Source organism: Paracoccus sp. DMF (genome assembly GCF_004407025.1).
Classification (GTDB): domain Bacteria; phylum Pseudomonadota; class Alphaproteobacteria; order Rhodobacterales; family Rhodobacteraceae; genus Paracoccus; species Paracoccus aminovorans_B.
This window is the reverse complement of the sequence record NZ_SOKV02000026.1, coordinates 1-22,546: the sequence shown is the minus strand read 5'-3', so window position 1 is coordinate 22,546 and position 22,546 is coordinate 1. Positions and strand designations below refer to the sequence as shown.

Annotated in this window: 22 protein-coding genes; 5 read left to right on the top strand and 17 right to left on the bottom strand. The window is 70.1% G+C overall.

The window, feature by feature from the left end; all coding sequences use genetic code 11:
- Positions 1-24 precede the first annotated feature (24 nt).
- From E3D03_RS13715 to infC, 4 genes are read right to left on the bottom strand one after another with little or no spacing between them, the layout of a single operon-like run.
- Positions 25-2,061, bottom strand: coding sequence for a M3 family metallopeptidase (locus E3D03_RS13715; RefSeq protein WP_263567392.1), 2,037 nt, complete (start codon positions 2,059-2,061; stop codon positions 25-27).
- A gap of 30 nt (positions 2,062-2,091) precedes the next feature.
- Positions 2,092-3,216 (bottom strand): HesA/MoeB/ThiF family protein, encoded by a 1,125-nt coding sequence (locus tag E3D03_RS13710; RefSeq protein WP_263567391.1) that lies wholly within the window; start codon positions 3,214-3,216, stop codon positions 2,092-2,094.
- A 9-nt stretch (positions 3,217-3,225) separates the two neighbouring features.
- Complete coding sequence (gene dut / locus E3D03_RS13705; RefSeq protein WP_263567407.1) at positions 3,226-3,687, bottom strand: dUTP diphosphatase; 462 nt, start codon at positions 3,685-3,687, stop codon at positions 3,226-3,228.
- A gap of 2 nt (positions 3,688-3,689) precedes the next feature.
- Positions 3,690-4,229 (bottom strand): translation initiation factor IF-3, encoded by a 540-nt coding sequence (infC, locus tag E3D03_RS13700; RefSeq protein ID WP_062563668.1) that lies wholly within the window; start codon positions 4,227-4,229, stop codon positions 3,690-3,692.
- A gap of 197 nt (positions 4,230-4,426) precedes the next feature.
- Here infC and E3D03_RS13695 point away from each other — a divergent pair, with 197 nt between their 5' ends.
- The 3 genes from E3D03_RS13695 to E3D03_RS13685 are packed head-to-tail and all read left to right on the top strand — an operon-like array spanning position 4,427 to position 7,196.
- Complete coding sequence (locus tag E3D03_RS13695; RefSeq protein WP_263567390.1) at positions 4,427-5,050, top strand: hypothetical protein; 624 nt, start codon at positions 4,427-4,429, stop codon at positions 5,048-5,050.
- Entirely contained in the window at positions 5,047-5,922 is an 876-nt protein-coding gene (locus E3D03_RS13690) for a glycosyltransferase family 2 protein (RefSeq protein ID WP_263567389.1), read from the top strand. The genes E3D03_RS13695 and E3D03_RS13690 overlap by 4 nt, the downstream gene beginning before the upstream one ends.
- The gene (locus E3D03_RS13685) at positions 5,913-7,196 is read left to right on the top strand and encodes an anti-phage deoxyguanosine triphosphatase (protein ID WP_263567388.1); all 1,284 of its coding nucleotides are present in this window, start codon (positions 5,913-5,915) and stop codon (positions 7,194-7,196) included. Before E3D03_RS13690 ends, E3D03_RS13685 begins: the two co-directional genes overlap by 10 nt.
- Here the strand turns inward: E3D03_RS13685 and E3D03_RS13680 are convergent.
- Positions 7,193-8,482 carry a PQQ-dependent sugar dehydrogenase gene (locus tag E3D03_RS13680; RefSeq protein ID WP_263567387.1) on the bottom strand — a complete coding sequence of 430 codons (1,290 nt, stop codon included), beginning with the start codon at positions 8,480-8,482 and terminating at the stop codon, positions 7,193-7,195. The genes E3D03_RS13685 and E3D03_RS13680 overlap by 4 nt on opposite strands.
- Positions 8,483-8,610: 128 nt before the next feature.
- Between E3D03_RS13680 and E3D03_RS13675 the strand changes: the two genes are divergently transcribed.
- Complete coding sequence (locus E3D03_RS13675) at positions 8,611-9,660, top strand: alkane 1-monooxygenase (RefSeq protein ID WP_263567386.1); 1,050 nt, start codon at positions 8,611-8,613, stop codon at positions 9,658-9,660.
- A 133-nt stretch (positions 9,661-9,793) separates the two neighbouring features.
- Here E3D03_RS13675 and pgi read toward each other — a convergent pair whose 3' ends face one another.
- From pgi to E3D03_RS13650, 5 genes are all read right to left on the bottom strand, one after another.
- Positions 9,794-11,398: a glucose-6-phosphate isomerase gene (gene pgi / locus E3D03_RS13670; protein WP_263567385.1), complete on the bottom strand. Its 1,605-nt coding sequence runs from the start codon at positions 11,396-11,398 to the stop codon at positions 9,794-9,796.
- A 1-nt stretch (position 11,399) separates the two neighbouring features.
- Positions 11,400-12,074 (bottom strand): 6-phosphogluconolactonase, encoded by a 675-nt coding sequence (gene pgl / locus E3D03_RS13665; RefSeq protein WP_062563661.1) that lies wholly within the window; start codon positions 12,072-12,074, stop codon positions 11,400-11,402.
- Positions 12,071-13,522 carry a glucose-6-phosphate dehydrogenase gene (zwf, locus tag E3D03_RS13660; protein ID WP_263567384.1) on the bottom strand — a complete coding sequence of 484 codons (1,452 nt, stop codon included), beginning with the start codon at positions 13,520-13,522 and terminating at the stop codon, positions 12,071-12,073. The genes pgl and zwf overlap by 4 nt, the downstream gene beginning before the upstream one ends.
- A 75-nt stretch (positions 13,523-13,597) precedes the next feature.
- Complete coding sequence (locus E3D03_RS13655) at positions 13,598-14,185, bottom strand: RSP_2648 family PIN domain-containing protein (protein WP_263567383.1); 588 nt, start codon at positions 14,183-14,185, stop codon at positions 13,598-13,600.
- The gene (locus E3D03_RS13650) at positions 14,182-15,378 is read right to left on the bottom strand and encodes an RSP_2647 family RNA methyltransferase (RefSeq protein WP_263567382.1); all 1,197 of its coding nucleotides are present in this window, start codon (positions 15,376-15,378) and stop codon (positions 14,182-14,184) included. Before E3D03_RS13650 ends, E3D03_RS13655 begins: the two co-directional genes overlap by 4 nt.
- Before the next feature lie 115 nt (positions 15,379-15,493).
- On the opposite strand from E3D03_RS13650, the gene edd reads away from it, so the two are divergent.
- Positions 15,494-17,296, top strand: coding sequence for a phosphogluconate dehydratase (gene edd / locus E3D03_RS13645; RefSeq protein ID WP_263567381.1), 1,803 nt, complete (start codon positions 15,494-15,496; stop codon positions 17,294-17,296).
- 31 nt (positions 17,297-17,327) lie between these two features.
- Here edd and E3D03_RS13640 read toward each other — a convergent pair whose 3' ends face one another.
- From E3D03_RS13640 to E3D03_RS13610, 7 genes are all read right to left on the bottom strand, one after another.
- On the bottom strand, positions 17,328-17,858 hold the full coding sequence (locus E3D03_RS13640) for a PAS domain-containing protein (protein ID WP_263567380.1): 531 nt from the start codon (positions 17,856-17,858) through the stop codon (positions 17,328-17,330).
- A gap of 79 nt (positions 17,859-17,937) precedes the next feature.
- On the bottom strand, positions 17,938-18,396 hold the full coding sequence (locus E3D03_RS13635; protein ID WP_062563657.1) for a low molecular weight phosphatase family protein: 459 nt from the start codon (positions 18,394-18,396) through the stop codon (positions 17,938-17,940).
- A gap of 3 nt (positions 18,397-18,399) precedes the next feature.
- Positions 18,400-18,891, bottom strand: a complete 492-nt coding sequence (locus tag E3D03_RS13630; RefSeq protein ID WP_263567379.1) for a UPF0262 family protein — start codon at positions 18,889-18,891, stop codon at positions 18,400-18,402.
- Positions 18,888-20,198, bottom strand: a complete 1,311-nt coding sequence (gene hisD / locus E3D03_RS13625) for a histidinol dehydrogenase (RefSeq protein WP_263567378.1) — start codon at positions 20,196-20,198, stop codon at positions 18,888-18,890. Before hisD ends, E3D03_RS13630 begins: the two co-directional genes overlap by 4 nt.
- 216 nt (positions 20,199-20,414) lie before the next feature.
- Entirely contained in the window at positions 20,415-20,894 is a 480-nt protein-coding gene (locus tag E3D03_RS13620; protein WP_062563655.1) for a DUF2948 family protein, read from the bottom strand.
- Entirely contained in the window at positions 20,887-22,170 is a 1,284-nt protein-coding gene (gene murA, locus E3D03_RS13615) for a UDP-N-acetylglucosamine 1-carboxyvinyltransferase (RefSeq protein WP_263567377.1), read from the bottom strand. The genes E3D03_RS13620 and murA overlap by 8 nt, the downstream gene beginning before the upstream one ends.
- Positions 22,171-22,350, bottom strand: a complete 180-nt coding sequence (locus E3D03_RS13610) for a hypothetical protein (protein WP_062563653.1) — start codon at positions 22,348-22,350, stop codon at positions 22,171-22,173.
- Positions 22,351-22,546: the final 196 nt, after the last annotated feature.

The window sequence follows — 22,546 nt, the reverse complement described above, 5'->3', positions numbered from 1 at the left end:
CAGTCATTTCAATCTCCCGTTGTGTCAGGAAACGTCGGTCAACAGGCCGCGTCCTTTCAACAAAGCGTGAACCCCCGGTTTTCGTTCCCTGAATTTCAACCAAAGTTCGTCGGCGGGCAAAGAATCGCCCTTGGAGAGGATCCATTCCTCCAGCCGGGCGGCGGTTTCCGGGTCGAAGGCGCTGCCCTTTTCCAGGAAGGCCTCGAAGGCGTCGGCATCCATGACCTCGGACCACATGTAGCTGTAATAGCCGGCGCTGTAGCCGTCGCCGGAGAAGACATGCGCGAAATGCGGCGTGGCGTGGCGCATCGGGATCGCCGCAGGGGCGCCCAGTTCCGCCAGCACCTCGGCCTGGCGCGCCATCGGGTCGGCGGGCGGCGTACCGGTATGGAAGGCCAGATCGACCAGCGCGCTTTCCAGATATTCGGTGGTGGCAAAGCCCTGGTCGGCATTGCGCGCCGCCAGGATGCGATCGCGCAGCTCGGCCGGCATCGGCGCGCCGGTCTCGGCATGGCGGGCGTGGCGGTCCAGCACCTCGGGCTGCTCCAGCCAATGCTCGAACAGCTGGCTCGGCAGCTCGACGAAATCGCGCGCGACCGAGGTGCCCGAGATCGAGGGCCAGTCCACGTCCGACAGGATATGGTGCAGGGCATGGCCGAATTCGTGAAACAGCGTATGCGCGTCGTCCCAGGACAGATAGGCCGGCGCGCCGGGCGCCTCGGGCGGGGTGAAGTTGCAGACATTGACCACGATGGGCCGCTGGCCCGCGCCGATCCGGTGCTGCTGCTGCAAGGACGAGCACCAGGCGCCCGAGCGCTTGCTGGGCCGGGCGAAGTAGTCGCCCAGGAACACCGCCATCTGCCGGCCGTCGCGGGTGATCTCCCACGCCCGGACCTCGGGCGACCAGAGCGGCGCCTGGAACTCGCGGAACTCCAGCCGGAACAGCCGGCTCGCGGTGTCGAACACCGCGCCGATCATCGCCTCCAAGGTCAGGTAGGGCTTGACCGCCGCCTCGTCGAACTCGTGCTCGGCCTTGCGGCGACGCTCGGCGTAGAAGCGCCAGTCCCAGGGCTCCAGCGCGCCGTTCACGCCGTCCGCGTGCAGCATCTGGGTAAAGCGCGCGGCATCGGCCTCGGCCCGGGCCTTGGCCGGGGTCCAGACCTGTTTCAACAGCGCCTCGACATTGCCGGCATTGCCGGCCATCTCGGGCTCCAGCTTGTAGCTGGCGAAATCGGCATAGCCCAGCAGCGTGGCGCGTTCGTGGCGCAGCGCCAGGATCTCGGTGGCGATGGGGCGGTTGTCGGTCTTGGCGCCCCCTGCCCCCGAGCCGTCGCCGCGCGCGGTCCAGGCCCGCCAGGCGGTCTCGCGCAGGGCCCGGTCCTCGGCATATTCCAGGAAGGGCACGATCAGCGAGCGGTTCAGCGTCACGACCTGGCCCGGCAGCCCGCGTTCGCGCGCCGGCGCCCGCATGGCGCGGATCAGCCAGTCCGGCAGGCCCGAAAGCCGGTCGTCCGGCACGGCCATGGTAAAGTCGCGCTCATCCGCCAGCACGTTCTGGGCGAAATCCGTGCTGAGCACCGCCAGCCTTTCGCGGACCTGCGCCATGCGTTCGCGCGCCGCGCCGGTCAGCCCGGCGCCCGAGCGGCGCAGGCCGCGCAGGGTCAGCTCGGTCAGGCGCTGGTCCTGCGGCGCCAGCTCGTCGCGGTCCTGATAGATCGCCTCGACCCGGTCGAACAGCCGCGGGTCCATGCTGGTCTTGGCGCCATGCGCGGCCAGGCGCGGCGCGAACTGGCGCTGCAAATCCTCGCGCGCCGGGTTCGAATCGACGCCGGCCAGGGTGTAGAACACGGCGCAGAGGCGGTTCAGCGGCTCCTCGGCAGTTTCCAGCGCGGCGACGGTGTTCTGGAAGGTCGGCGGCTCGGGATTGGCGGCGATGGCCTCGACGGCGTCCTCGGCCAGTTTCAGGCAGGCGTCGAAGGCGGGGGCGAAATCCGCGTCGCGGATCAGGTCGAAGCGCGGCAGGCCCAGCGGCCCGGTCCATTCGGTCAACTCAGGGTTCATGCGGCATCCTTTCGGTTGCCCTGCATGTTTTCACCCCGGCGGCAAATGTCCAGAGCCGCAGACCGGGCAATCGCCGCGTCGCGAAATTTTCATCAGCCGGTTTTCGGAATAGAGCCCGTCAAAGATCAGCATGCGCCCGCGCAGGGGCTCGCCCGCGCCGGCGATCAGCTTGATCGCCTCCAGCGCCATCATCGAGCCGATGACGCCGGGCAGCGGGCCGACCACGCCGGCTTCGGCGCAGGCCGGGGCAAGGCCCTGGGCCGGGGCTTCGGGGAAGATGCAGGCCATGCAGGGCGCGCCGCGGGCCGGATCCCAGACGGTCAGCTGCCCCTCCCATTGCGCGATGGAACCGGCGACCAGCGGCACGCCGGCGCGGGCGCAAGCGAGGTTGACCGCCTGGCGCGAGGCAAAGCTGTCGCTGCCATCGATCACCACGTCGTGGCCGGCGATCAGCGCCGTGTCGGCTTCGGTGACGCGGCGGTTCAGCGGCGTGATCTCGACCAGCGGGTTCAGCGCCCGCATGGCGTCGCGCGCGGCATCCGCCTTGGGCCGGCCGTCGTCGCTGCTGCGAAAGATCACCTGGCGTTGCAGGTTCGACAGGCTCACCCGGTCGTCGTCCGCGACGGTGATCCGCCCCACCCCGGCAGCGGCGAGATAGAGGCAGACCGGCGCGCCCAACCCGCCGGCGCCGACGACCAGCACATTGGCGCGCCGCAAGGCCGCCTGCCCCGGGCCGCCGATCTCGCGCAGGACGATGTGGCGGGCATAGCGGTCCAGCTCGGGGTCCGAGACCGGCGCCTTGGGCGCGACGGCCGGCGCCGCGCACCGCAGCGGCACCAGGCCGGGCGCGTCATGGCTGGGCGCGGTGTTGCGGCGATGCAGAAAGGCCAGACCCTGCCCGGCACCCAGCGCGATCAGGCCGATGACCAGCATCCAGATCATGCCCTTGGCCGACCACTGCACGGCCCAGGCAAAGCGGCTGTCCGGCGCGTGATGCACGCCGGCCGCCACGGCAAGCCACAGGATCACCCCCAGCGCCAGCAGCTTCCAGCCGCGCAGACCCAGCCAATGCGCCAAGCCCAGCACGGCGGCAAGACCCAAGAGCCACCAGCCCTTCGTCAGCCACAGGAACACGCCGGCGATGACGATGGGCATGGCGCCGCCTCAGCCGCGCCCGGTCGAGCCGAAGCCGCCCGCGCCGCGCGCGGTATCGTCCAGCGTCTCGGCCATGACCCAGGCCGCGCGCGTCACCGGGGTGACGACGGCCTGGGCGATGCGCTCGCCGTGGTGGATGGTATAGGCTTCGGCGCCGAGGTTGATCATGATCACCCCCAGCGGCCCGCGATAATCGCTGTCGATGGTGCCCGGGGTGTTCGGCAGCGTCACGCCATGCTTCAAGGCCAGGCTGGAGCGGGGGCGGATCTGCATCTCATAGCCCTCGGGGATCTGCACGCGCAGGCCCGTGGGCACCAGCCTGATCTGGCCCGGCGCCAGCTCCAGGCTGTCGCCGCCCAGATCGGCCCGCAGGTCGGCACCGGCCGAGCCCGCGGTCTGGTATTCCGGCAGGGGCAGCGCGGCATCCGCGCCCGGTTCGCGCAGAACCAGAATCGTGACCGCGCCCGCCATCGTCACTTCGGCGCGATCATCATGACCATCTGACGCCCTTCCAGCTTGGGCATCGATTCGACCTTGCCGGCCTCGCCCACGTCGGCGGCGACGCGGTTCAGCAGTTCCAGGCCCAGCGACTGGTGCGCCATCTCGCGGCCGCGGAAGCGCAGGGTGACCTTGACCTTGTCGCCCTCGGTCAGGAACTTCATCACCGAGCGCATCTTGACGTCGTAATCATGGGTATCGGTCCCGGGCCGGAACTTGATCTCCTTGATTTCGATGATCTTCTGCTTCTTGCGGGCCTCGGCCTCGCGCTTTTGCTGTTCATACTTGAACTTGCCGAGGTCCATGATCTTGCAGACCGGCGGCACGGCATTGGGCGAGATCTCGACCAGGTCCAGCCCGGCCTCCTGCGCAAGCTCCATCCCCTTGGCGGGGGTCACGACGCCGACGTTTTCGCCATCCGCGCCGATCAGGCGGATCTCGGCGACTCGGATGCGTTCGTTGACGCGGGGGCCGGTGTCACGGGTGGGCGGAGCGTTATGCGGTCTGCGGGCTATGGCTGTCTTCCTTACATGGCCGGGGGTTTCTGGCGGCTAGATAGTCGCGCGGAGCCGCATTTTCAACCGGATTCGGCGGGTTTGCCGCGCATTTGCCGCTGTTGTGCCCGGCTTGGCGCGGCCACGGGGCCGGGGCGCTTTTCCCGCCCGCCGCGCCGTGGCATAGAAGCCGGAACGCAGCATTGCCGGAGCGACCCATGCCCAGACTTCTCGCCCTGATCGTGATCCTGGTGCTGGCCCTTGGCGGGGCCTGGCTGTGGAGCGGCGGCGATCTTTCCCGGTTCGCGGGCCTGATCCCCGGGCAGGGCGCCGCGCCCGACGCCACGGCGACCGCCGCCCAGGACAAGGCCAATGCCGCCGCCGATGCCGCCGCCGACGCCGCCGCCATCGCGGCGGACGCCGCGGCAGAGGCCGCGGGATCGGCGACATCGGCGGCCGTGGCCCCCGCCGGCTCGGCCGCCGACCAGGCCGAGGTCGCGGCCGAGGAAGCCATCGCCGCCGCCGACCGCGCCGCCGAGGCCGCGGCCCGGGCCAGCGCCGCGCCCACGCAGGCCGAGGCCGCCGCCCTGGCCGCCGGCACCGCCGCCCGCGATGCGGCCAGCGCCACCCGTGCCGCCGGCAATGCGGCGGGCGAGGCGGTCGAGATCGACTCGGCCCTGACCCCGCAGGGCTTCGACGCCGCCCGGCTGCGCCGGATCGTCGCGGCGGCCGCCCTGCCCGAGGCGCGCAAGGCCGAGCTGGCGGCGCTGGTCGCACGCGCCGAGGCCGACGCCGCCGCCCGCCCGGCGCTGCTGGAACAGATCCGGGCGGCGCTGCCATGAGCTTCCCGAGCCTGTCCCAGTTCCTGGCCGAGGCCCCCGACCGGCTGGCCAAGGGCCCGATCGCGCTGATCCTGGTCGAGGACGACGCCGCCGTCGCCCAGACGCTGGAGCATCACCTGCGCGCCGGCTTCAAGCTGATCCTGGCGCTGTCGCCCGAGCCCCTGCCCGCCGACGCGATCCCCGCCGCCGGCGCCAGCAAGATCGTCAACCTGCGCCACGATGCCCGCCGCGGCCGCGCCCATGTCGAGGCGGTCAATGCCGCCATCGAGGCGGTGCCGAACGACACCTGGCTCTATTACGGCTACAACGCGGAATTCCTGTTCTATCCCTTCTCGGAACACCGCACCGTGGGCGAGATGCTGGGCTTTCACGCCGAGGAGCGGCGCCGGGCCATGCTGACCTATGTCGTGGACCTCTATGCCCCGGACCTCGACCGCTTTCCCGATGCGGTCAGCCTGGACCAGGCGATGTTCGACCGCACCGGCTATTTCGCGCTTGGCCGCGCCGACCGCGACGGCCGGCACAGGGAGCGGCAGCTGGACTTCCACGGCGGCTTGCGCTGGCGCTTCGAGGAGCACATCCCGCGCGACCGCCGCCGCATCGACCGCATCGCGCTGTTCCGCACCCAGCCCGGGCTGAAGCTGCTGCCCGACCACCGCTTCAACGTCGAGGAATACAACACCTATTCCTGCCCCTGGCACCACAACCTGACGGCGGCGGTGGCCTCGTTCCGGGTCGCCAAGGCGCTGGCGCGCAACCCCGGCTCGCGCGGGGCCATCGGCAGCTTCCGCTGGCGCAACTCGCATCCCTTCCTGTGGAACTCGCAGCAGCTGATGGATTTCGGCCTGATGGAGCCGGGACAGTGGTTCTAGATCCCTGGCAGGAACGCCGCCAACCGCGCCTGCCCCGCGCCGACGATTTCCGCAGCGAGGGCGAGGTGGATTACGCCCGCGTCATCCATTCCGCCGCCTTCCGGCGCCTGCAGGGCAAGACCCAGATCCTGAACCTGGGCGACAGCGATTTCTACCGCACCCGGCTGACGCATTCGCTGGAGGTGGCGCAGATCGCCGGCGGGCTGGTGCAGCAGCTGCGCGGCACGGCGGCCGGCCATGCCGGCGCCGCCGCCCTGCCCGGCCGCAGCATGATCCAGGCCATCGCCTGCGCCCATGACCTGGGCCATCCGCCCTTTGGCCATGGCGGCGAGGTGGCGCTGAACTGGTGCATGCGCGACGACGGCGGGTTCGAGGGCAACGGCCAGACCCTGCGGCTGCTGTCGCGCCCGCCCGGCAGCCTGCCCGAACCGGGCGTGAACCTGACCCGGCGCAGCCTTCTGGGCGTGCTGAAATACCCGGCGCCCTGGTCGCGGCTGGCCAATCCGGCCTGCGCGCCGCGCCTGCGGGACGGGCTTTCCGTGCTGCGCTGCATCGACACCGAGACCTCGGCGCCGCCGAAATGCCATCTCGACAGCGAGACCGGGCTGGTCGACTGGATGCTGGCGCCGCTGTCGAACGAGGACCGCGACAACTTCACCCGGATTCGAGAAAACCCCGGCAAGCATGCGTCCACGCTGCACAAATCCCTGGATTGCAGCATCATGGACCTGGCCGACGACATCGCCTATGGCGTCCATGATCTTGAGGATGCCATCGCGCTGGGGCTGGTTTCGGCCGAGGCCTTCGAGGCCGAGGTGGCGGGCGCGGTGCCTGGCGATCTGGCCGCGCCGCTGTTCGGGCCGCCGGCGGCGCGCAAGCAATGCATCGGCGCGCTGGTACATCACTTCATCGCCAGCGTGCGCTTTCGCGAGGAGCCGGGCTTTGCCGAGCCGCTGCTGCGCCATCGCGTCGAACTGCCGCCCGAGCAGCGGCAGGTCCTGGACCTGCTCAAGGGCTTCATCTTCCGGCACGTGATCCGCAGCGCCGGGGTGCAGCAGCTGGAGTTCAAGGGCCAGACCATGGTGGTCGCGCTGTTCGAGGCGCTGCGTTCGGACCCCGAGCGGCTTCTGCCCGAGGAATGGCGCCGGCGCCATGCCGAGGACGGGCTGCGGGCGATCTGCGATCATGTCGCGGCCATGACCGACGCCAGCCTGCTGCGCAGCTACGAGCGGCTGTTCGCGCCGCGCATGGGCTCGGTCTTTGACCGGCTCTAGGCGGCGCTGACGCGCCAGATCACGTCGCCCACGTCATCCGCCATCAGAAGCGAGCGGCGATCCGGGCCGATGGCGACGCCGACCGGCCGGCCATAGGAGAATTTCTCGTCCGGCGACAGGAAGCCGGTCAGGATGTCGCGGGGCGCCCCCGAGGGCCGGCCGCCCTCGAAGGGCACGAAGATCAGCTTGTAGCCCGACAGCGTCGAGCGGTTCCACGAGCCATGCTGGCCGATCACCATGCCGTCCGGGAAGCCGGGCAAGGTGCCCGCGGGCATCCAGCACAGGCCCAGCGAGGCGGTGTGCCCGCCCAGGGCGTAGTCCGGGGTCAGGGCGCGGGCGACCATGCCGGCGTCCTGCGGCACGCGGTCGTCGACGGTCTGGCCCCAATAGCAGAAGGGCCAGCCGTAGAAGCCGCCGTCCCTGACCGAGGTCAGATAGTCGGGCGGGGTCTCGTCGCCGAGGCCGTCGCGTTCGTTCACCACCGTCCACAGCGCGCCGGTCACCGGCTCCCAGGCCAGCCCCACGGGGTTGCGCAGGCCCGAGGCAAAGATCCGCGCCCGGCCGGTTTCCAGGTCCAGCTCCCAGATCGCGGCGCGGCCTTCCTCGGCCTCCATGCCGTGATCGCCGATGTTCGAGAGCGAGCCGACGCCGCAATAGAGCCGCTGGCCGTCGGGCGAGGCGATCAGGCTGCGCGTCCAGTGTCCGCCCGGCTGGAACTCGACCAGCCGCCGGCCCGGCCCCTCGATGCGGGATGCGCCGGGCGGACAGGGAAAGGCGACGATGCCGTCGGTATTGCCGACATAGAACGTGTCGCCGACCAGCGCCATGCCGAAGGGCTGGCGCTGGTTTTCCAGGAACAGCTCGCGGGTTTCGGCCACGCCGTCGCCATCGGCGTCGCGCCACAGGCTGATGCGGTTCGCGCTGACACCCAGCGCCCGCGCCCGGCGCATGGTGGCCTGCGTGGCGCGGTCGAGCAGGGTCTTCGGCGGGCTCGCCTCTTGCAGCGCCTCGGCCACCAGCACGTCGCCGTTGGGCAGGACCTCGATCCAGCGCGGGTGCAGCAGGTCGCGGGCGAAGGCGTTGACGCGCAGGCCGGGCGCGGGCACCGGCGCCTCATCGCCGCGCCAGCCGCGCGCGGTCGGCATCTTCAGCGTCATGATGCCCTGCGATTTCGCCTGCGGGATCTGCGGATCGCGGCCGAAGGCCGGGGTGCGGGGCGCGCCCATCCGGCGCATCAGCACCATCGCCCCGCCCACCAGCGCGGTCGCCCTGGCCATCAGATCCATGCGCGTTCCTTTCTTCCGTCTTGCAATCCGAGGCTAACCGAGCGTGCGCGAGCGTCAATCACCGAATGCATCCCCCGGTAGCCCTGCCGCCGCAAACCAGCTATAGGCGCAGGAAAACTGGAGCGATCATGCCCGATCCCTTCGACCGGCCCGCCTCGATCCCCGCCTTCGCGCTTTTCGCGCTGCTGCCGGGGCTGCTGCTGCTGGCGGCCTGCCTTTGGGGCGGCGGCTGGACCTGGGCGGCGCTGATCTGGATGGGCGGCGCCAGCCAGATCGTCGACACGGTGATCGCGCGCGGCTTCGCCGATCCGCAGGGCGACCGGGTGCCGCCGGCGACCGATCTTCTGTCGGTGGTGCTGGCGGGGCTGCATTTCCTGCTGCTGGTCCTGGGGCTGGTCGCGCTGGCGGGGGCCGGGATGGATGCGGCCTCGCGGCTGGCGCTGTTCCTGGGGCTGGGGCTGTTCTTCGGCCAGGTGTCGAATTCGAACGCGCATGAGCTGATCCATCGCGGCGCGCGCGGGCTGTTCCGGCTGGGGGCGGCGGTCTATGTGACGCTGCTTTTCGGGCATCACACCTCGGCGCACCGGCTGGTGCATCACCGCCATGTCGCCACCGCGCAGGACCCGAACTCGGCCCGGTTGGGCGAGAGCTTCTGGCATTTCCTGCCGCGCGCGCTGATCGGATCGTTCCGGGCCGGGCTGGTGGCCGAGCGCGCGTTGTCGGCGCGGCGGCCGGGGCGAGCAAACCCCTATCTGGTCTGGGTCGGCGGCGGCTTCGCCTGCTGCCTGCTGGTCGGGCTGGCGCTGGGATGGGCGGGGCTTGGCTGGTATCTGGGGCTGTGCCTTTACGCGCAGGTGCAGATGATGCTGGCGGATTACGTGCAGCATTACGGGCTGGAGCGGGGGCTGCGCGCGGATGGCCGGCCCGAGCCGGTCGGGCCGCGCCACAGCTGGGACGCGCCGCATTTCCTGTCCTCGCTGATGATGGTGAACGCGCCGCGCCATTCCGACCATCACGCCCATCCCGGCCGGGCCTATCCCGGGCTGCGGCTGGAGCGCGAGGCCACGCCGCGGCCGATGCTGCCCTATTCGCTGCCGGTAATGGCGTCGCTGGCCATGCTGCCGCGGGTCTGGCGGCGGATCATGGACCGGCGCGTCGCGCGCATGCGCGCCGAATAGGCATCTGCGCATGCGCGTCGAGTAGGGATCTGCGGATGCGCGTCGAGTGAGACGGATGCGGGGCGGGTGACATGGAAACGGCGGCGCCTTGGGGCACCGCCGGTTTTTGGGTATTTGCAGAGCAAAGAAGCCGTCAAGCCTGCGCGTCGCGGATCAGCTGCGCCAGGTGCTCGGTCGAGGGGTCGTGGCCGGGGGCGGGCTTGCCTTCCAGCAGCGGCGCGACCTTCAGCGCCAGTTCCTTGCCCAGTTCGACGCCCCATTGGTCGAAGCTGTTGATGCCCAGGATCACGCCCTCGACGAAGACCCGGTGCTCGTAGAGCGCGACGATCTGGCCCAGGGCATGGGGCGTCAGTTCGGGGATCAGCAGCGTGGTCGAGGGGCGGTTGCCCGGGAAGACGCGGTGGCGGGCCTGGCGGTCGAGCTCGGCGCCGCTGAGCCCCTTCTGCTGCATCAGCGCCCGCGCCTCGTCGAGCGAGCGGCCGCGCATCAGCGCCTCGGACTGCGCCAGGCAATTGGCGGTCAGGAGCAGGTGGTGATGCGCCAGCGCGGGCTCGTGGCCGCGGGCGGCGACGATGAATTCGCAGGGCACGATGGCGGTGCCCTGGTGGATCAGCTGGTAGAAGGCGTGCTGGCCGTTGGTGCCGGGCTCGCCCCAGACCACCGGGCCCGAGGGGACGGTCAGGTCGCTGCCGTCCATGGCGACGCGCTTGCCGTTCGATTCCATCTCCAGCTGCTGCAGATAGGCCGGCAGGCGGCCGAGGCGGTTGTCATAGGGCAGCACCGCGCGGGTGCCGTAGCCGCAGACCTGGTGGTTCCAGAGCCCGACCAGCGCCAGGATCACCGGCAGGTTTTCCGCCAGCGGCGCTTCGCGGAAATGCCGGTCCATCGCCGCGCCGCCGGCCAGGAAGCGGTCGAATTCGTCCGGGCCGATGGCGATCATCAGCGACAGGCCGATCGGCCCCCACATGGAATAGCGGCCGCCGACCCAATCTTCGAAGCCGAAGACGCGGGCGGCGTCGATGCCCCATTCCGCCGTCCTGGCCGTGGCCGAGGAAAGCGCCGCGAACTGCTGCGCCGGCTGGGCGATGCTGGCCGCCATCCAGTCCAGCGCGGTCTTGGCGTTGGTCATGGTCTCGATGGTGGTGAAGGTCTTGGAGGCGACGATGACCAGCGTGGTCGCCGGATCGAGCCCGGCGATGGTGTCGGCGATGTCGGCGCCGTCGACGTTCGAGACGAAATGCAGCCGCGGCCCGTCGTGATACGGCGACAGCGCGCGCGTCGCCATGGCCGGGCCCAGGTCCGAGCCGCCGATGCCGATGTTGATCACGTCGGTGATCTTGCCGCCCTGCCCCGCGAAGCTGCCGTCGCGGACCGCATCGGCAAAGGCGCGCATGCGGGCATGGGTGGCGCGCACCTCGGGCATGACGTCCTGGCCATCGACCAGCACGCTGGCGTCGAGGTTGCGCAGCGCGGTATGCAGCACGGCGCGGTCCTCGGTCTCGTTGATGCGCTGGCCCGAGAACATCGCCTCGCGCCGTTCGGCGACCGGCTGCGCCAGTTCCAAGAGCAGCGCCCGCGCGGTGTCGTCGATGCTGGTCTTGGACCAGTCGAGGGCCAGCCCCTCGGCCTGCACGGTATAGGCCGCGGCCCGGCCGGGCGCGCTGGCGAACAGGCTCTCGATGCGCAGCGCGCCCTGCGCCTTGCGGTGGTCGGTCAGTCTGGTCCAGATCTCGCTCATGTCACTCTGCCCAATGCACGGTGATGTCGCCAAGGAAGGCCTTGATCGGCGCCTCGGTCGGGTCGAGGCCCTGCGCACGCTCAAGCGCGGCGCGCTTGTCGGCCCCGGTGATCAGAAGATGGGTGTTGATCGCGCCCTTCAGCGCCGCGGCGGTCAGGGTGATGCGCGGCTCGTCCTTGATGCTGGCCACCGCCATGACCGGGGCCGCATCCGGGGCCAGCGCCAGCACGGTTTCCGAGGCGGCGGGAAACAGGCTTGCCGTATGCATGTCGGTGCCCATGCCCAGCAGGAGCACGGTCAGCGGCAAGAGCGGCGCGACCTGGGCGCCCAGCGCCTCGGCCGCATCCTCGGGGCGTGCATCGCCGGTATAGAGGTCGATGTAGCGCGCCGCCTGCGCCTTGTCCTTGAGCAGGTGGCGATGCAGCAGCCGGCTGTTCGAGCGCAGATGCTCGCCGTCAACCCAGCGTTCGTCGTTCAGCAGCACGGTGACGCGCGGCCAGTCGAGCTCGCTGCCCGAGAGATAGTCGTAGACCGGCGCCGGCGTGGTGCCGCCCGGCACGCAGAGGCTGGCGCTGTCATTCACCCGCAGGTGCTGCGCCAGCTGGCCGGCGATCTTGTCGGCCAGCGACAGGAACAGCATCTCGCGGTCGGGATATTCGACGAAATCCAGGCTCATGATCGTATCTCCCTCCACCGGCGGTTGTCGCGGTGCAGCAGGCGCAACGCTTCCTCGGGGCCGCTGGATCCCGGGTCATAGGGCTCGGGGCGTTTCGAGCCGTGCTCCCAGGCGCTGATGATCGGGTCGGTCCAGGCCCAGGCGGCCTCGACCTCGTCGCCGCGCATGAACAGGGTCTGGTTGCCGCGGATCACATCCATGATCAGACGCTCATAGGCGTCGGGCATGTCGCTGCCCTCGGCGCCCAGCGCATCGGCAAAGCTCATGTCCAGCGGCACCTGCACCAGGCGCATGCCGCCGGGCCCCGGCTCCTTGATCATCACGGTCAGGTCCATGCCTTCGTTCGGCTGCAGCTTGATGACCAGCTGGTTGGCCTTGTGGGTGCCGCTATCGTCGAAAAGCGAATGCGGCGGCTCCTTGAAGGTGATGACGATCTCGCTGGTCCGCGCCCGCAGCCGCTTGCCGGTGCGCAGGTAGAAGGGCGTGCCGGTCCAGCGCCAGTTGGCGATGCACACCTTCAGCGCGACGAAGCTCTCGGTGCGGGAATCGCGGTTCTCGGCATCCTCGAGGTAGCCGGGGCCGTCCGGGCCGGCGACATATTGCCCGCGCACGATCTCTTCGGCCGCGACCGGCTCCAGCGCGCGGATCACCTTCAGCTTCTCGTCGCGCACGGCGTCCGAGTCGATGTGATAGGGCGGCTCCATGGCGATCAGGCACAGAAGCTGCATCAGGTGGTTCTGCACCATGTCCCGCATGGCGCCGGAATGGTCGTAATATTCGCCGCGCCCGCCCACGCCCACCGTCTCGGCGACGGTGATCTGGACGTGGTCGACATATTGCGCGTTCCACAAGGGCTCGAACAGGATATTGGCGAAGCGCACCGCCATCAGGTTCTGGACGGTTTCCTTGCCCAGGTAATGGTCGATGCGATAGATCTGCTTTTCCGAGAAATGCCGGGCCAGGGTGTCGTTCAGCGCCCTCGCCGTGGCCAGGTCGCGGCCAAAGGGCTTTTCCACCACGATGCGGCTGTCGGCATCGGCGATGCCATGCTCGGCCAGCCGCTCGGCGATATCGCCGAACAGCGCCGGCGCCACCGAGAAATAGAAGGCATGCACGACGCCCGGGCGGACCCGCGCCTTGAGCTCGGCCCAGCCATCGGTGCCGCGGGCGTCGATGGCGACATAGCCGAGCAGGTCCAGGAAGGCCACGACGCGGGCCGGATCCTCGGCCTTGCCGACGAATTCGGCGATGGCGGCGCGCATCTCGGCGCGGAAGGCCGCGTCGTCCTGGCGGGTGCGGGCGGCGCCGATGATCCTTGCGCTGGCCGGCAGCTGGCCGGCCTTGAACCGCCGATACAGGCCGGGCACGATCTTGCGCCGGGCCAGGTCGCCGGTCGCGCCAAAGATCACAAGGTCGAAATCCTCGACCGGAATCACGCGTGAAACCATCGCTGCCTCCTCATCGCTGATCTGTCGGTTAGCGGATGTTAGCGTTAACATCAAGTCCTGCAAGCCCATGCCCGTTCAGTCCTGTCCTGGCCCGGCCTGATCCGCGGCCGAGGCAGCGGGCAGCGCGTCGAAATCCTGGTGCCGCGCCATCGCCTTTGCCAGGCGCGGCAGGCGGGCGCGACGCAGCAGCTCCTTGCGGCTCAGCGCAGCGCCGGCGGCCTGGGCGCGCGTCTCGGTAGCGGCAACGGCGGCGGCGATGGCATCGGGCGCGCGCAGGTAGAGGTCGCGCAGGAATTCGTCGGGATGGATGGCCGTCAGCCCGACCGCCGCCAACGCGCCGCGCGGAAAATCGCGCAGATTCGCGGTGACGATGATGGGAGCGCCGGCCGCCAGCGCCGCCTCGACCACATGGCGGTCGGCGGGATCGGGCAGGTCCAGCCCCTCGGCGCCGCCCGACGGGGCAACCATCGCCGCGGGCAGGCGCGATTCCAGCAGCGCGATCTCGACCCCGGCCGCCAGCCCCTGCCGGTCGGCGGCATGGCGCCATTCGTCCAGGATGCGCCGCGACCAGACCGGGGCATACAGCCCGGCTCCCGCCGCATCGATCAGGATCTCGCGCAGCACGGTCGGGAACAGGACGCAGGCGTCCAGGACGGCCTTCATCCGTCCAGCCGGAAGAACAGCGCCTTGAGATAGCCGCTTTCGGCCAGTTGCGGCAGCACCGGATGGTCGGGGCCGGCCTGGCCGGTGTGCAGAAGCTGCATCCGCCGCCCGCCGCGCCCGATGCCGCGCGCCGAGGCATTGCGGAAGGCGGTCAGGTCGGCGGCGTGGCTGCACGAACACAGCCCCAGATAGCCGCCCGGCGCCACCAGCGGCGCGGCGAGCTTCGCCACCCGCTCATAGGCGCGCAGGCCCGCCTCCAGCGCCGGCTTCGAGGGCGCAAAGGCCGGCGGATCGCAGATCACCAGGTCGAAGCGCGCACCCTCGGCCGCCAGCGCCTCCATCTGGTCGAAGGCGTCGCCCTGCCGGGTCGCCAGCCGCGATTCGGCGCCCATCGCCCGCGCCCCGCCCCGCGCCAGTTCCAGCGCCGCGGCCGAGCCGTCGATGCAGGTCGCCTGCCCGGCCCCCGCCGCCAGCGCCGCCAGCCCGAAGCCGCCGACATGCGAGAACACGTCCAGCACTCGCGCGCCCTTGGCGAGGCGCTGCGCAAAGGCGTGGTTCGGCCGCTGGTCATAGAACAGCCCGGTCTTCTGCCCGCCCATCAGGTCGGCAAGGTAGATCGCGCCGTTCATCGGCACCTCGACTGGACCCGGAACGCCGCCCGACAGCACCGCCATGCGCTCGGGCAGCCCCTCCAGACTCCGGGCGCGACCCTGCCCGTTCAGGATCACCGTCGAGACACCGGTGACCTGGCGCAGCGCCGCGGCGATGTCCGCGACCATGCGCTCGGCCCAGGCGGCGTTGGGCTGGATCACCGCGGCATCGCCGAAGCGGTCGATGATGGTGCCGGGCAGGCCGTCGGCCTCGGCATGGATCAGGCGATAGAAGGGCGCGTCGAACAGCCGCGCGCGCAGCGCCAGCGCCCGGGCCAGCCGCGCCGCGATCCAGTCGCCGTCGATCACCGCCTGCGGGTCCGGATCCATCATCCGGGCGATGATCTTCGATTCGGCATTGACCGTGACCACGCCCATCGGCCGGCGCTCGGCATCCTCGAGAGCCGCGAAGCTGCCCGGCGCGATGGCCCGGGTGCGGCGGTCCACGACCAGTTCGTCGGCAAAGACCCAAGGGAAGCCGTGGCGGATCGCCTGCGGCTTGGACTTGGGGCGCAATCGGATGATGGGCAGATCGGCGGTCATGGCGGCCTCGTGCAAAACGCGGCAGGATTGCCACGATGCGCGCCTGCGGGCAAGAGCCGGCCGGTTGCGCCGTTACCGCTAACATGATACCCTGCGCGCGAAGGAGAAGCCAGCCATGACCCTGCACGCCACCATCGACCGGGTGACCGACCGCATCCGCGCCCGCTCGGCCAGCAGCCGAAGCGCCTATCTGGCCAAGATCGCCCGCGCCGCCGAGGAAGGGCCGCGCCGGGCGCATCTGTCCTGCGGCAACCAGGCCCATGCCTATGCTGCCATGCCCGACAAGGACGACCTGGCGACCAGCCGCAAGCCGAACATCGGCATCGTCACCGCCTATAACGACATGCTTTCGGCGCATCAGCCCTATGAGCGTTACCCGGACCTGATCCGGCAGGCGGCCCATGCCGCGGGCGCCACGGCGCAGGTCGCGGGCGGGGTGCCGGCGATGTGCGACGGGGTCACGCAGGGCCGGCCGGGGATGGAGCTGTCGCTGTTTTCCCGCGACGTGATCGCGCTGGCCTCGGGCGTGGCGCTGACGCATGACGTCTTCGACGCGGCGCTGTATCTGGGGGTCTGCGACAAGATCGTGCCCGGGCTGATCATCGCCGCCGGCACCTTCGGCCATATCCCGGCGGTCTTTGTCCCGGCCGGGCCGATGCCCTCGGGCCTGCCCAACGACGAGAAATCCAAGGTCCGCCAGCAATTCGCCACCGGCGAGGTCGGGCGCGAGGCGCTGATGGCGGCCGAGATGGCCAGCTATCACGCGCCGGGCACCTGCACCTTCTACGGCACCGCCAATACCAACCAGATGCTGATGGAGTTCATGGGCCTGCACCTGCCGGGATCGAGCTTCGTGAACCCGAACACGCCGCTGCGCGAGGCGCTGACCAGCGCCGCCGTCGCGCGCGCGGCCGCGATCACGCGCCTGGGCAACGATTACCTGCCGGCGGGCGAGGTGCTGGACGAGCGTGCCTTCGTCAACGGCATCGTCGGGCTGATGGCGACCGGCGGCTCGACCAACCTGGTGCTGCACCTGCCGGCGATGGCCCGGGCGGCGGGGGTGATCCTGGACCTCGAGGATTTCCACGACCTGTCCGAGACCGTGCCGCTGATGGCCCGGGTCTATCCCAACGGGCTGGCCGATGTGAACCATTTCCACGCCGCAGGCGGCCTCGGCTTCATGATCGGTCAGTTGCTGGAGGCCGGGCTGCTGCACCCCGACGTCAAGACCATCACCGGCGGCGGGCTCGATCAATATGCCAGCGAGCCGAAGCTGCGGGATGGCCGCGTCGAATGGGTCGAGGGCGCGCGGGACAGCCTGAACGACCGCATCCTGCGCCCGGCCGCCGATCCCTTCGCCCCGACCGGCGGGCTGAAGCAACTGTCGGGCAACCTGGGCCGCGGCGTCATCAAGGTCTCGGCCGTCGCGCCCGAGCGCCATGTCATCCAGGCGCCCGCCCGGGTGTTCTCGGACCAGGAGGACGTGAAAGCCGCCTTCAAGCGCGGCGAGTTCACCCAGGACACCATCGTCGTCGTCCGCTTCCAGGGTCCCAAGGCCAACGGCATGCCGGAACTGCATTCGTTGACGCCGACGCTCGCCGTCCTGCAGGATCGCGGGCTGCGCGTGGCGCTGGTCACCGACGGGCGCATGTCGGGCGCCTCGGGCAAGGTGCCGGCGGCGATCCATATCTCGCCCGAGGCGGCGGATGGCGGTCCGCTGGCCCGGCTGCGCGACGGCGACCTGCTGCGGCTGGACGCGGTCGCGGGCACGCTGACCTGTCTCGAGCCCGACTTCCTGGACCGCCCCGCCGTCCGGCACGATCCATCGCGCAGCGCCGAAGGCCTGGGGCGCGAGCTTTTCGCCGCCTTCCGCGCCCATGTCGGCCCCGCGACCGAAGGCGCGGCGGTGGTGGTCTGACAGGATCGGCAAGCGCATCAGGCTCGGGCCGCTAACCGTCGCAGCGCCGGGCGCAGTTTTCCGGCGCGGGCGGCGCCCAAGGAATCGGCCGCGACCACGGGTTCTCCCTCCCCCGGCCCGGCAGGCGAATGACCTCGCCGCTCGCGGGCAGCATCCCCGGCAGCAGGGCGCGCAACGGCTCCTGCTCGCCGGCCGCTTCGCTCAGGAACAGCACATTGAGGCAAACCTGCCCGTCCTCGTCCCGGATCCGGCAGATCCGTGCATCGACACGAAAGCGCCGCCCCGATTTCGCCACCTGCGCCAGGCCGTGCAGCCGCGCCTCCCTGCCCTCGCCGCCTTGCAGCATCTGGCGCAGCCGCTCGGACGCTTTTTCCGCATCGTCCAGCAGCATGACCACCGGCCGGCCGATCAATTCGGCGCGCTGATAGCCGCACATGCCAAGACAGCACTGGTTCACCGCCAGGATCCGGCCGGCCAGATCGAGGATCAGCACCGCGCGATGCGTGCGGATGGCGCGCATCGCCCATTCGACATCGTGGTGCAGCCGCTGGACTTGGGACATGCGAAAAGCCTCATGCAGGAATTTCCGCCAGCATGGCGCCAAGAGGCTAACAATCCCTTAGCGGCGGCGATTTTTTTCCTCAGGCTTCCGTCGGGGGGCCGAAACGCTCGAGCATCCGGCTGCGGATCTGGTCGCGCACGCCGCGGTAGAGCGCCAGCTTGGCCTCGCGCCCCTCGGCCAGGCCGCTGGGGTCCATGATCGGCCAATATTCGACATCCAGATGCGCAACCCGCGTCAATTCAAGGGCTTGCCTCTGGCTGGCCGGCGACAGCGCCACGATCAGGTCGAAGCTGCCCAGGTCGTCGCCCCAGGCCTGCATCTCTTCGAAGGACCGCGCGCGGTGGCGCGACAGCTCGACCCCGATCTCGTCGCAGACGGCGATGGCGAAACCGTCGATCTCCATGTCGTTCTTGACCCCGGCCGATTGCACATAGGCGGCGCGGCCGTAGAACTTCTTCATCATCCCCTCGGCCATGGGCGAGCGAATCGCGTTGTGATCACAGCAGAAAAGCACCGAATGGGGAATCGGTCCGGCCACGAATCACTCCGGGATCAGGGCGCAGATCAGGGTGAACAGGCGGCGGGCGGTGTCGATGTCGATCTGCGCCTTGCCCTCCAGCCGCTCTTGCAGGGTGCGGGCGCCCTCGTTGTGGATGCCGCGCCGCGCCATGTCGATGGCCTCGATCTGCGCCGGCGGCAGGCGCTTGACCGCATCGAAATAGCTGGCGCAGATCTGGAAATAGTCCTTGACGGTCTGGCGGAACGGGCCCAGCGACAGGTGGAACTCGGCCAATCGGTCGCCGGCCTCGGTCGCGATGTCGAAGACCAGGCGCTTTTCGCGCACCGCCAGCGCCAGGGCATAGGGGCCCTGCGGCACCGGAGCGCCCTTGCGGCCGGGTAGCACGAAGCTGTTGTCCTCGAGCAGGTCGAAGACGGCGACGCGGCGGTCCTGCTCCATGCCCGGGGTCGGCGGCGGCAGGGCGCTGTCGTCGATCTCGATCCGGCAGATGCGGTCGGTGCTGGCCTGGCTCATCCGTTCCCCCCGTTCAATGCCGCAAGCCGGGCCGAGACAGACCGGCCATGCGCGCCCAGCCCTTCCGATTCGGCCAGCCTGACCGCCGCCGGGCCGATGGCGGCCAGCGCCTCGGGGGTCAGCCGGGCGATGGTGGTGCGCTTGAGGAAATCCATCACCGACAGGCCCGAGGAGAACCGCGCCGAGCGCGCCGTCGGCAGCACGTGATTCGGCCCGCTGACGTAATCTCCCACCGCTTCCGGCGTCCAGCCGCCCAGGAAGATGGCGCCGGCATGGCGGATCTGGCCGGCCAGCGCCTCGGGGTCGTCGACGCAAAGCTCCAGATGCTCGGGCGCAAGCCGGTCCGAGAGCGCCGCCGCCTCGGCCAGGTCGCGGGTCACGATCACCGTGCCATAGTCGCGCCAGCTGGCGCCGGCAACGGCGGCGCGCGGCAGCATCGGCAGCAGGCGTTCGACCTCGGCCACCACGGCGCGGGCCAGGTCGGCGTCGGGCGTGACCAGGATCGACTGGGCATCGGCGTCATGTTCGGCCTGGGCCAGCAGGTCCAGCGCCAGCCATTCCGGGTTCTGCACCCCTTCGGCGATGATCAGCACCTCGGAGGGACCGGCGATCATGTCGATGCCGACGCGGCCGAAGACATGGCGTTTGGCCGCCGCGACATAGGCATTGCCGGGGCCGGTGATCTTGTCCACGGGCCGGATGGTCGTGGTGCCATAGGCCATGGCGGCGACGGCCTGGGCGCCGCCGATGCGATAGATCTCGTCGACGCCGGCCAGTTCGGCGGCCAGCAGCACCAGCGGATTGACCACGCCGTCGGGCGTCGGCACGCAGATCACCAGCCGCTCGACCCCCGCCACCCGCGCCGGAATGGCGTTCATCAAGACCGAGGAGGGATAGCTCGCCTGCCCACCCGGAACGTAAAGCCCCGCCGCCGAGACCGGCGTCCAGCGCCAGCCCAGGCTCGCGCCCTCGGGGTCGGTCCAGCGCATGTCCTCGGGCATCTGCCGGGCGTGATAGGCACGGATGCGGTTCGCGGCCATGACCAGCGCCGCCCGATCCTCGGCCGAGACGCGCGCAGTCTCGGCCGCAATCTCATCGGCACTGAAGGCCAGGGTCTCCGGCGTCAGGGAAAGCCGGTCGAAGCGCGTGGTCAGGTCGACCAGGGCCGCGTCGCCGCGCGCCCGCACATCGGCGATGATCGCGGCCACGGCCTCGTTCACATCCGCCGCATCCTCGCGTTTCATCGACAGAAGCGCTGCGAAGCGCTCGGCGAAATCGGGCTGGGCGGTCGAAAGATGGATGGGCATGGCTCGGGCCTTCAATGACCCGCCCTTGTTAGCGACTGCCGCCAGGGGGCTCAAGCGGCTATGCTGCGGCCTGAACCGCCCCGCCCATCCCAGTTGCCCGGTTGGGATCGGGTATTTGGGGAGCAAAGAAACGGGACGCTTCATGCGCTTCTTCGTTCTTCAAATACCCATTGCGACCGGGCGACACGCGCATCCGGTGGCCCTGTGCGCAGAGGTTCAGCTATCCGGATGCCGGGGCAGCTTGCCCGAGGGCGCGAGATAGGGCCGGGTCACGTCGCGCAGCTCGACATTCAGGCATTCGGCATCCACGGCCAGCGTGCCGTCGCCGGCGAATTCCAGCAGCAGCCGGCCGGCGCCGTCTTGGCCCGGCTGCCATTGCAGCGTCAGCAGCTCCAGGATCAGGTCGCGATCCTTGCGGTCGATGCCGTCGCTCTGCACCCGCTGCACGTCGCCGATCAGCAGCACCGCGCGCACCCGCTCATAGGGGCGGTTCTCGCGGCGGGCGGCCTCGGCATCCTCCCAGCGGAAGCGGTTGAGCAGCAGCGCCAGCTGGCGGTGGCGGGCATCATAGGCGATCTCGGTCACCGGCAGGACCGCATCCTGCGCCAGCGTCGCAATGACCGCCAGATCCTCGGCATCGCTCGCCATCAGCGCCAGCGGCGCCGGATCGGCATCCTGAAACCTCGCGTCAGCCATCGGCCGTCCCCTCCTTGATGCGTTCGATCTGGGCGCCGACGCCGCGCAGCTTGCGCACCACCTTCTCGTAGCCGCGATCCAGGTGATAGACCCGGCTGACGATGGTCTCGCCCTCGGCCGCCAGCCCGGCAAGGATCAGGCTCACCGAGGCGCGCAGGTCGGTCGCCATCACCGGGGCGCCGCGCAGCTTCTCGACGCCGTGGACGGTGGCATGGCCGCCGTGGACCTCGATCCGGGCGCCCATGCGGGTCAGTTCGGGGGCGTGCATGAAGCGGTTCTCGAAGATCTTCTCCTCCAGCACCGAGGTGCCCTCGGCCGTGCACAAGAGCGCCATCATCTGCGCCTGCAGGTCGGTCGGGAAGCCCGGGAAGGGTTCGGTCACCACATCCACCGCCCGCACCCGGCCGTTCTTGCGCGAGACCTTGAGGCCGCGCTCGGTCTCGACCACGTCGATGCCGGCGGCGTCGAGCTTTTCGCAGAAGGCCGCGACCAGGTCGATGCGGCCGCCGAGGCATTCGACCTCGCCGCCGCAGATCGCCGGTGCGAGCATGTAGGTGCCCAGCTCGATCCGGTCGGTGACCACGGGATGGGTGGCGCCGCGCAAGGCCTGCACGCCCTCGACGGTGATGGTCGACGAGCCCTCGCCCTCGATCTGCGCGCCCATGCGGCGCAGGCATTCTGCCAGGTCGACGATCTCGGGCTCGCGCGCGGCGTTGTTGATGACGGTGGTGCCGCGCGCCAGCGTCGCGGCCATCAGCGCGTTCTCGGTCGCCCCGACCGAGACCAGCGGGAAGTCGATCACCGCGCCCCGCAAGCCGCCAGAGGGCGCCTTGGCATGGACATAGCCCTCGCGCAGGTCCAGCTCCGCCCCCATCGCCTCGAGCGCCTTCAGGTGCAGGTCCACCGGCCGCGCCCCGATGGCACAGCCGCCGGGCAGCGACACCACCGCATGGCCGTCGCGCGCCAGCATCGGCCCCAGCACCAGGATCGAGGCCCGCATCTTGCGCACGATATCGTAATCGGCGGTGTGGTTGTTCAGGTCATGGCTCGAGAGCGCCAGCACCTCGCCATCCTGGAGGCTGGCCACCTCGGCCCCGAGCGAGCGCAGCAGCGCGGTCATGGTGCGGATGTCCGAGAGCCGCGGCGCATTGGTCAGCGTCAGCGGCTGGTCGGTCAACAGCGTCGCGGGCATCAGCGTCAGGCAGGCATTCTTGGCGCCGGCGATGGGGATCTCGCCCTTGAGCGGCCCGTTACCCCTTACAATGATCTGGTCCATCTAATCCTCGTTCCCGGGCGCGCCCTGATCCGGCGTCTGTTGCCCATGCTGCTCGTCCTGCGAATCCGCCTCGGCCCGCGCGCGGCCCTGCGCCTTGCGCCGCGCCAGATTGGCCCGCAGCGCGGCCTTCAGCCGCGCCTCGCGCGTGTCGCTCCGGGGGTCGCGGGGTGGTTTGGTCATGCCCACCCTGTTAGCGTCCTTGCCCGCTTGCGTCCAGCGGCGGCGCAAAGACCGGCGCCGGTCGGTGCCGCGCGATTTTTTGGAAATCCCCCCTTGCGCCTACCCGGTGGTTCGGTCTAAAGCCCCGCCCACGATGCTGTGGTAGCTCAGTGGTAGAGCACTCCCTTGGTAAGGGAGAGGTCGAGAGTTCAATCCT

Coding starts and splice junctions, on each gene's coding strand:
- E3D03_RS13710 (WP_263567391.1), bottom strand. CDS start 3,216: ATGCCCATCGTCATCGCCGGCGTGTTCCTGTGGCTGACGAAGGGCTGG.
- E3D03_RS13695 (WP_263567390.1), top strand. CDS start 4,427: ATGCCCAGACTTCTCGCCCTGATCGTGATCCTGGTGCTGGCCCTTGGC.
- E3D03_RS13715 (WP_263567392.1), bottom strand. CDS start 2,061: ATGAACCCTGAGTTGACCGAATGGACCGGGCCGCTGGGCCTGCCGCGC.
- hisD (WP_263567378.1), bottom strand. CDS start 20,198: ATGCCCATCCATCTTTCGACCGCCCAGCCCGATTTCGCCGAGCGCTTC.
- pgi (WP_263567385.1), bottom strand. CDS start 11,398: ATGAGCGAGATCTGGACCAGACTGACCGACCACCGCAAGGCGCAGGGC.
- E3D03_RS13640 (WP_263567380.1), bottom strand. CDS start 17,858: ATGTCCCAAGTCCAGCGGCTGCACCACGATGTCGAATGGGCGATGCGC.
- zwf (WP_263567384.1), bottom strand. CDS start 13,522: ATGGTTTCACGCGTGATTCCGGTCGAGGATTTCGACCTTGTGATCTTT.
- E3D03_RS13690 (WP_263567389.1), top strand. CDS start 5,047: ATGAGCTTCCCGAGCCTGTCCCAGTTCCTGGCCGAGGCCCCCGACCGG.
- E3D03_RS13650 (WP_263567382.1), bottom strand. CDS start 15,378: ATGACCGCCGATCTGCCCATCATCCGATTGCGCCCCAAGTCCAAGCCG.
- E3D03_RS13675 (WP_263567386.1), top strand. CDS start 8,611: ATGCCCGATCCCTTCGACCGGCCCGCCTCGATCCCCGCCTTCGCGCTT.
- E3D03_RS13630 (WP_263567379.1), bottom strand. CDS start 18,891: ATGAGCCAGGCCAGCACCGACCGCATCTGCCGGATCGAGATCGACGAC.
- pgl (WP_062563661.1), bottom strand. CDS start 12,074: ATGAGCCTGGATTTCGTCGAATATCCCGACCGCGAGATGCTGTTCCTG.
- edd (WP_263567381.1), top strand. CDS start 15,494: ATGACCCTGCACGCCACCATCGACCGGGTGACCGACCGCATCCGCGCC.
- E3D03_RS13620 (WP_062563655.1), bottom strand. CDS start 20,894: ATGGCTGACGCGAGGTTTCAGGATGCCGATCCGGCGCCGCTGGCGCTG.
- dut (WP_263567407.1), bottom strand. CDS start 3,687: ATGGCGGGCGCGGTCACGATTCTGGTTCTGCGCGAACCGGGCGCGGAT.
- murA (WP_263567377.1), bottom strand. CDS start 22,170: ATGGACCAGATCATTGTAAGGGGTAACGGGCCGCTCAAGGGCGAGATC.
- E3D03_RS13655 (WP_263567383.1), bottom strand. CDS start 14,185: ATGAAGGCCGTCCTGGACGCCTGCGTCCTGTTCCCGACCGTGCTGCGC.
- E3D03_RS13680 (WP_263567387.1), bottom strand. CDS start 8,482: ATGGATCTGATGGCCAGGGCGACCGCGCTGGTGGGCGGGGCGATGGTG.
- E3D03_RS13610 (WP_062563653.1), bottom strand. CDS start 22,350: ATGACCAAACCACCCCGCGACCCCCGGAGCGACACGCGCGAGGCGCGG.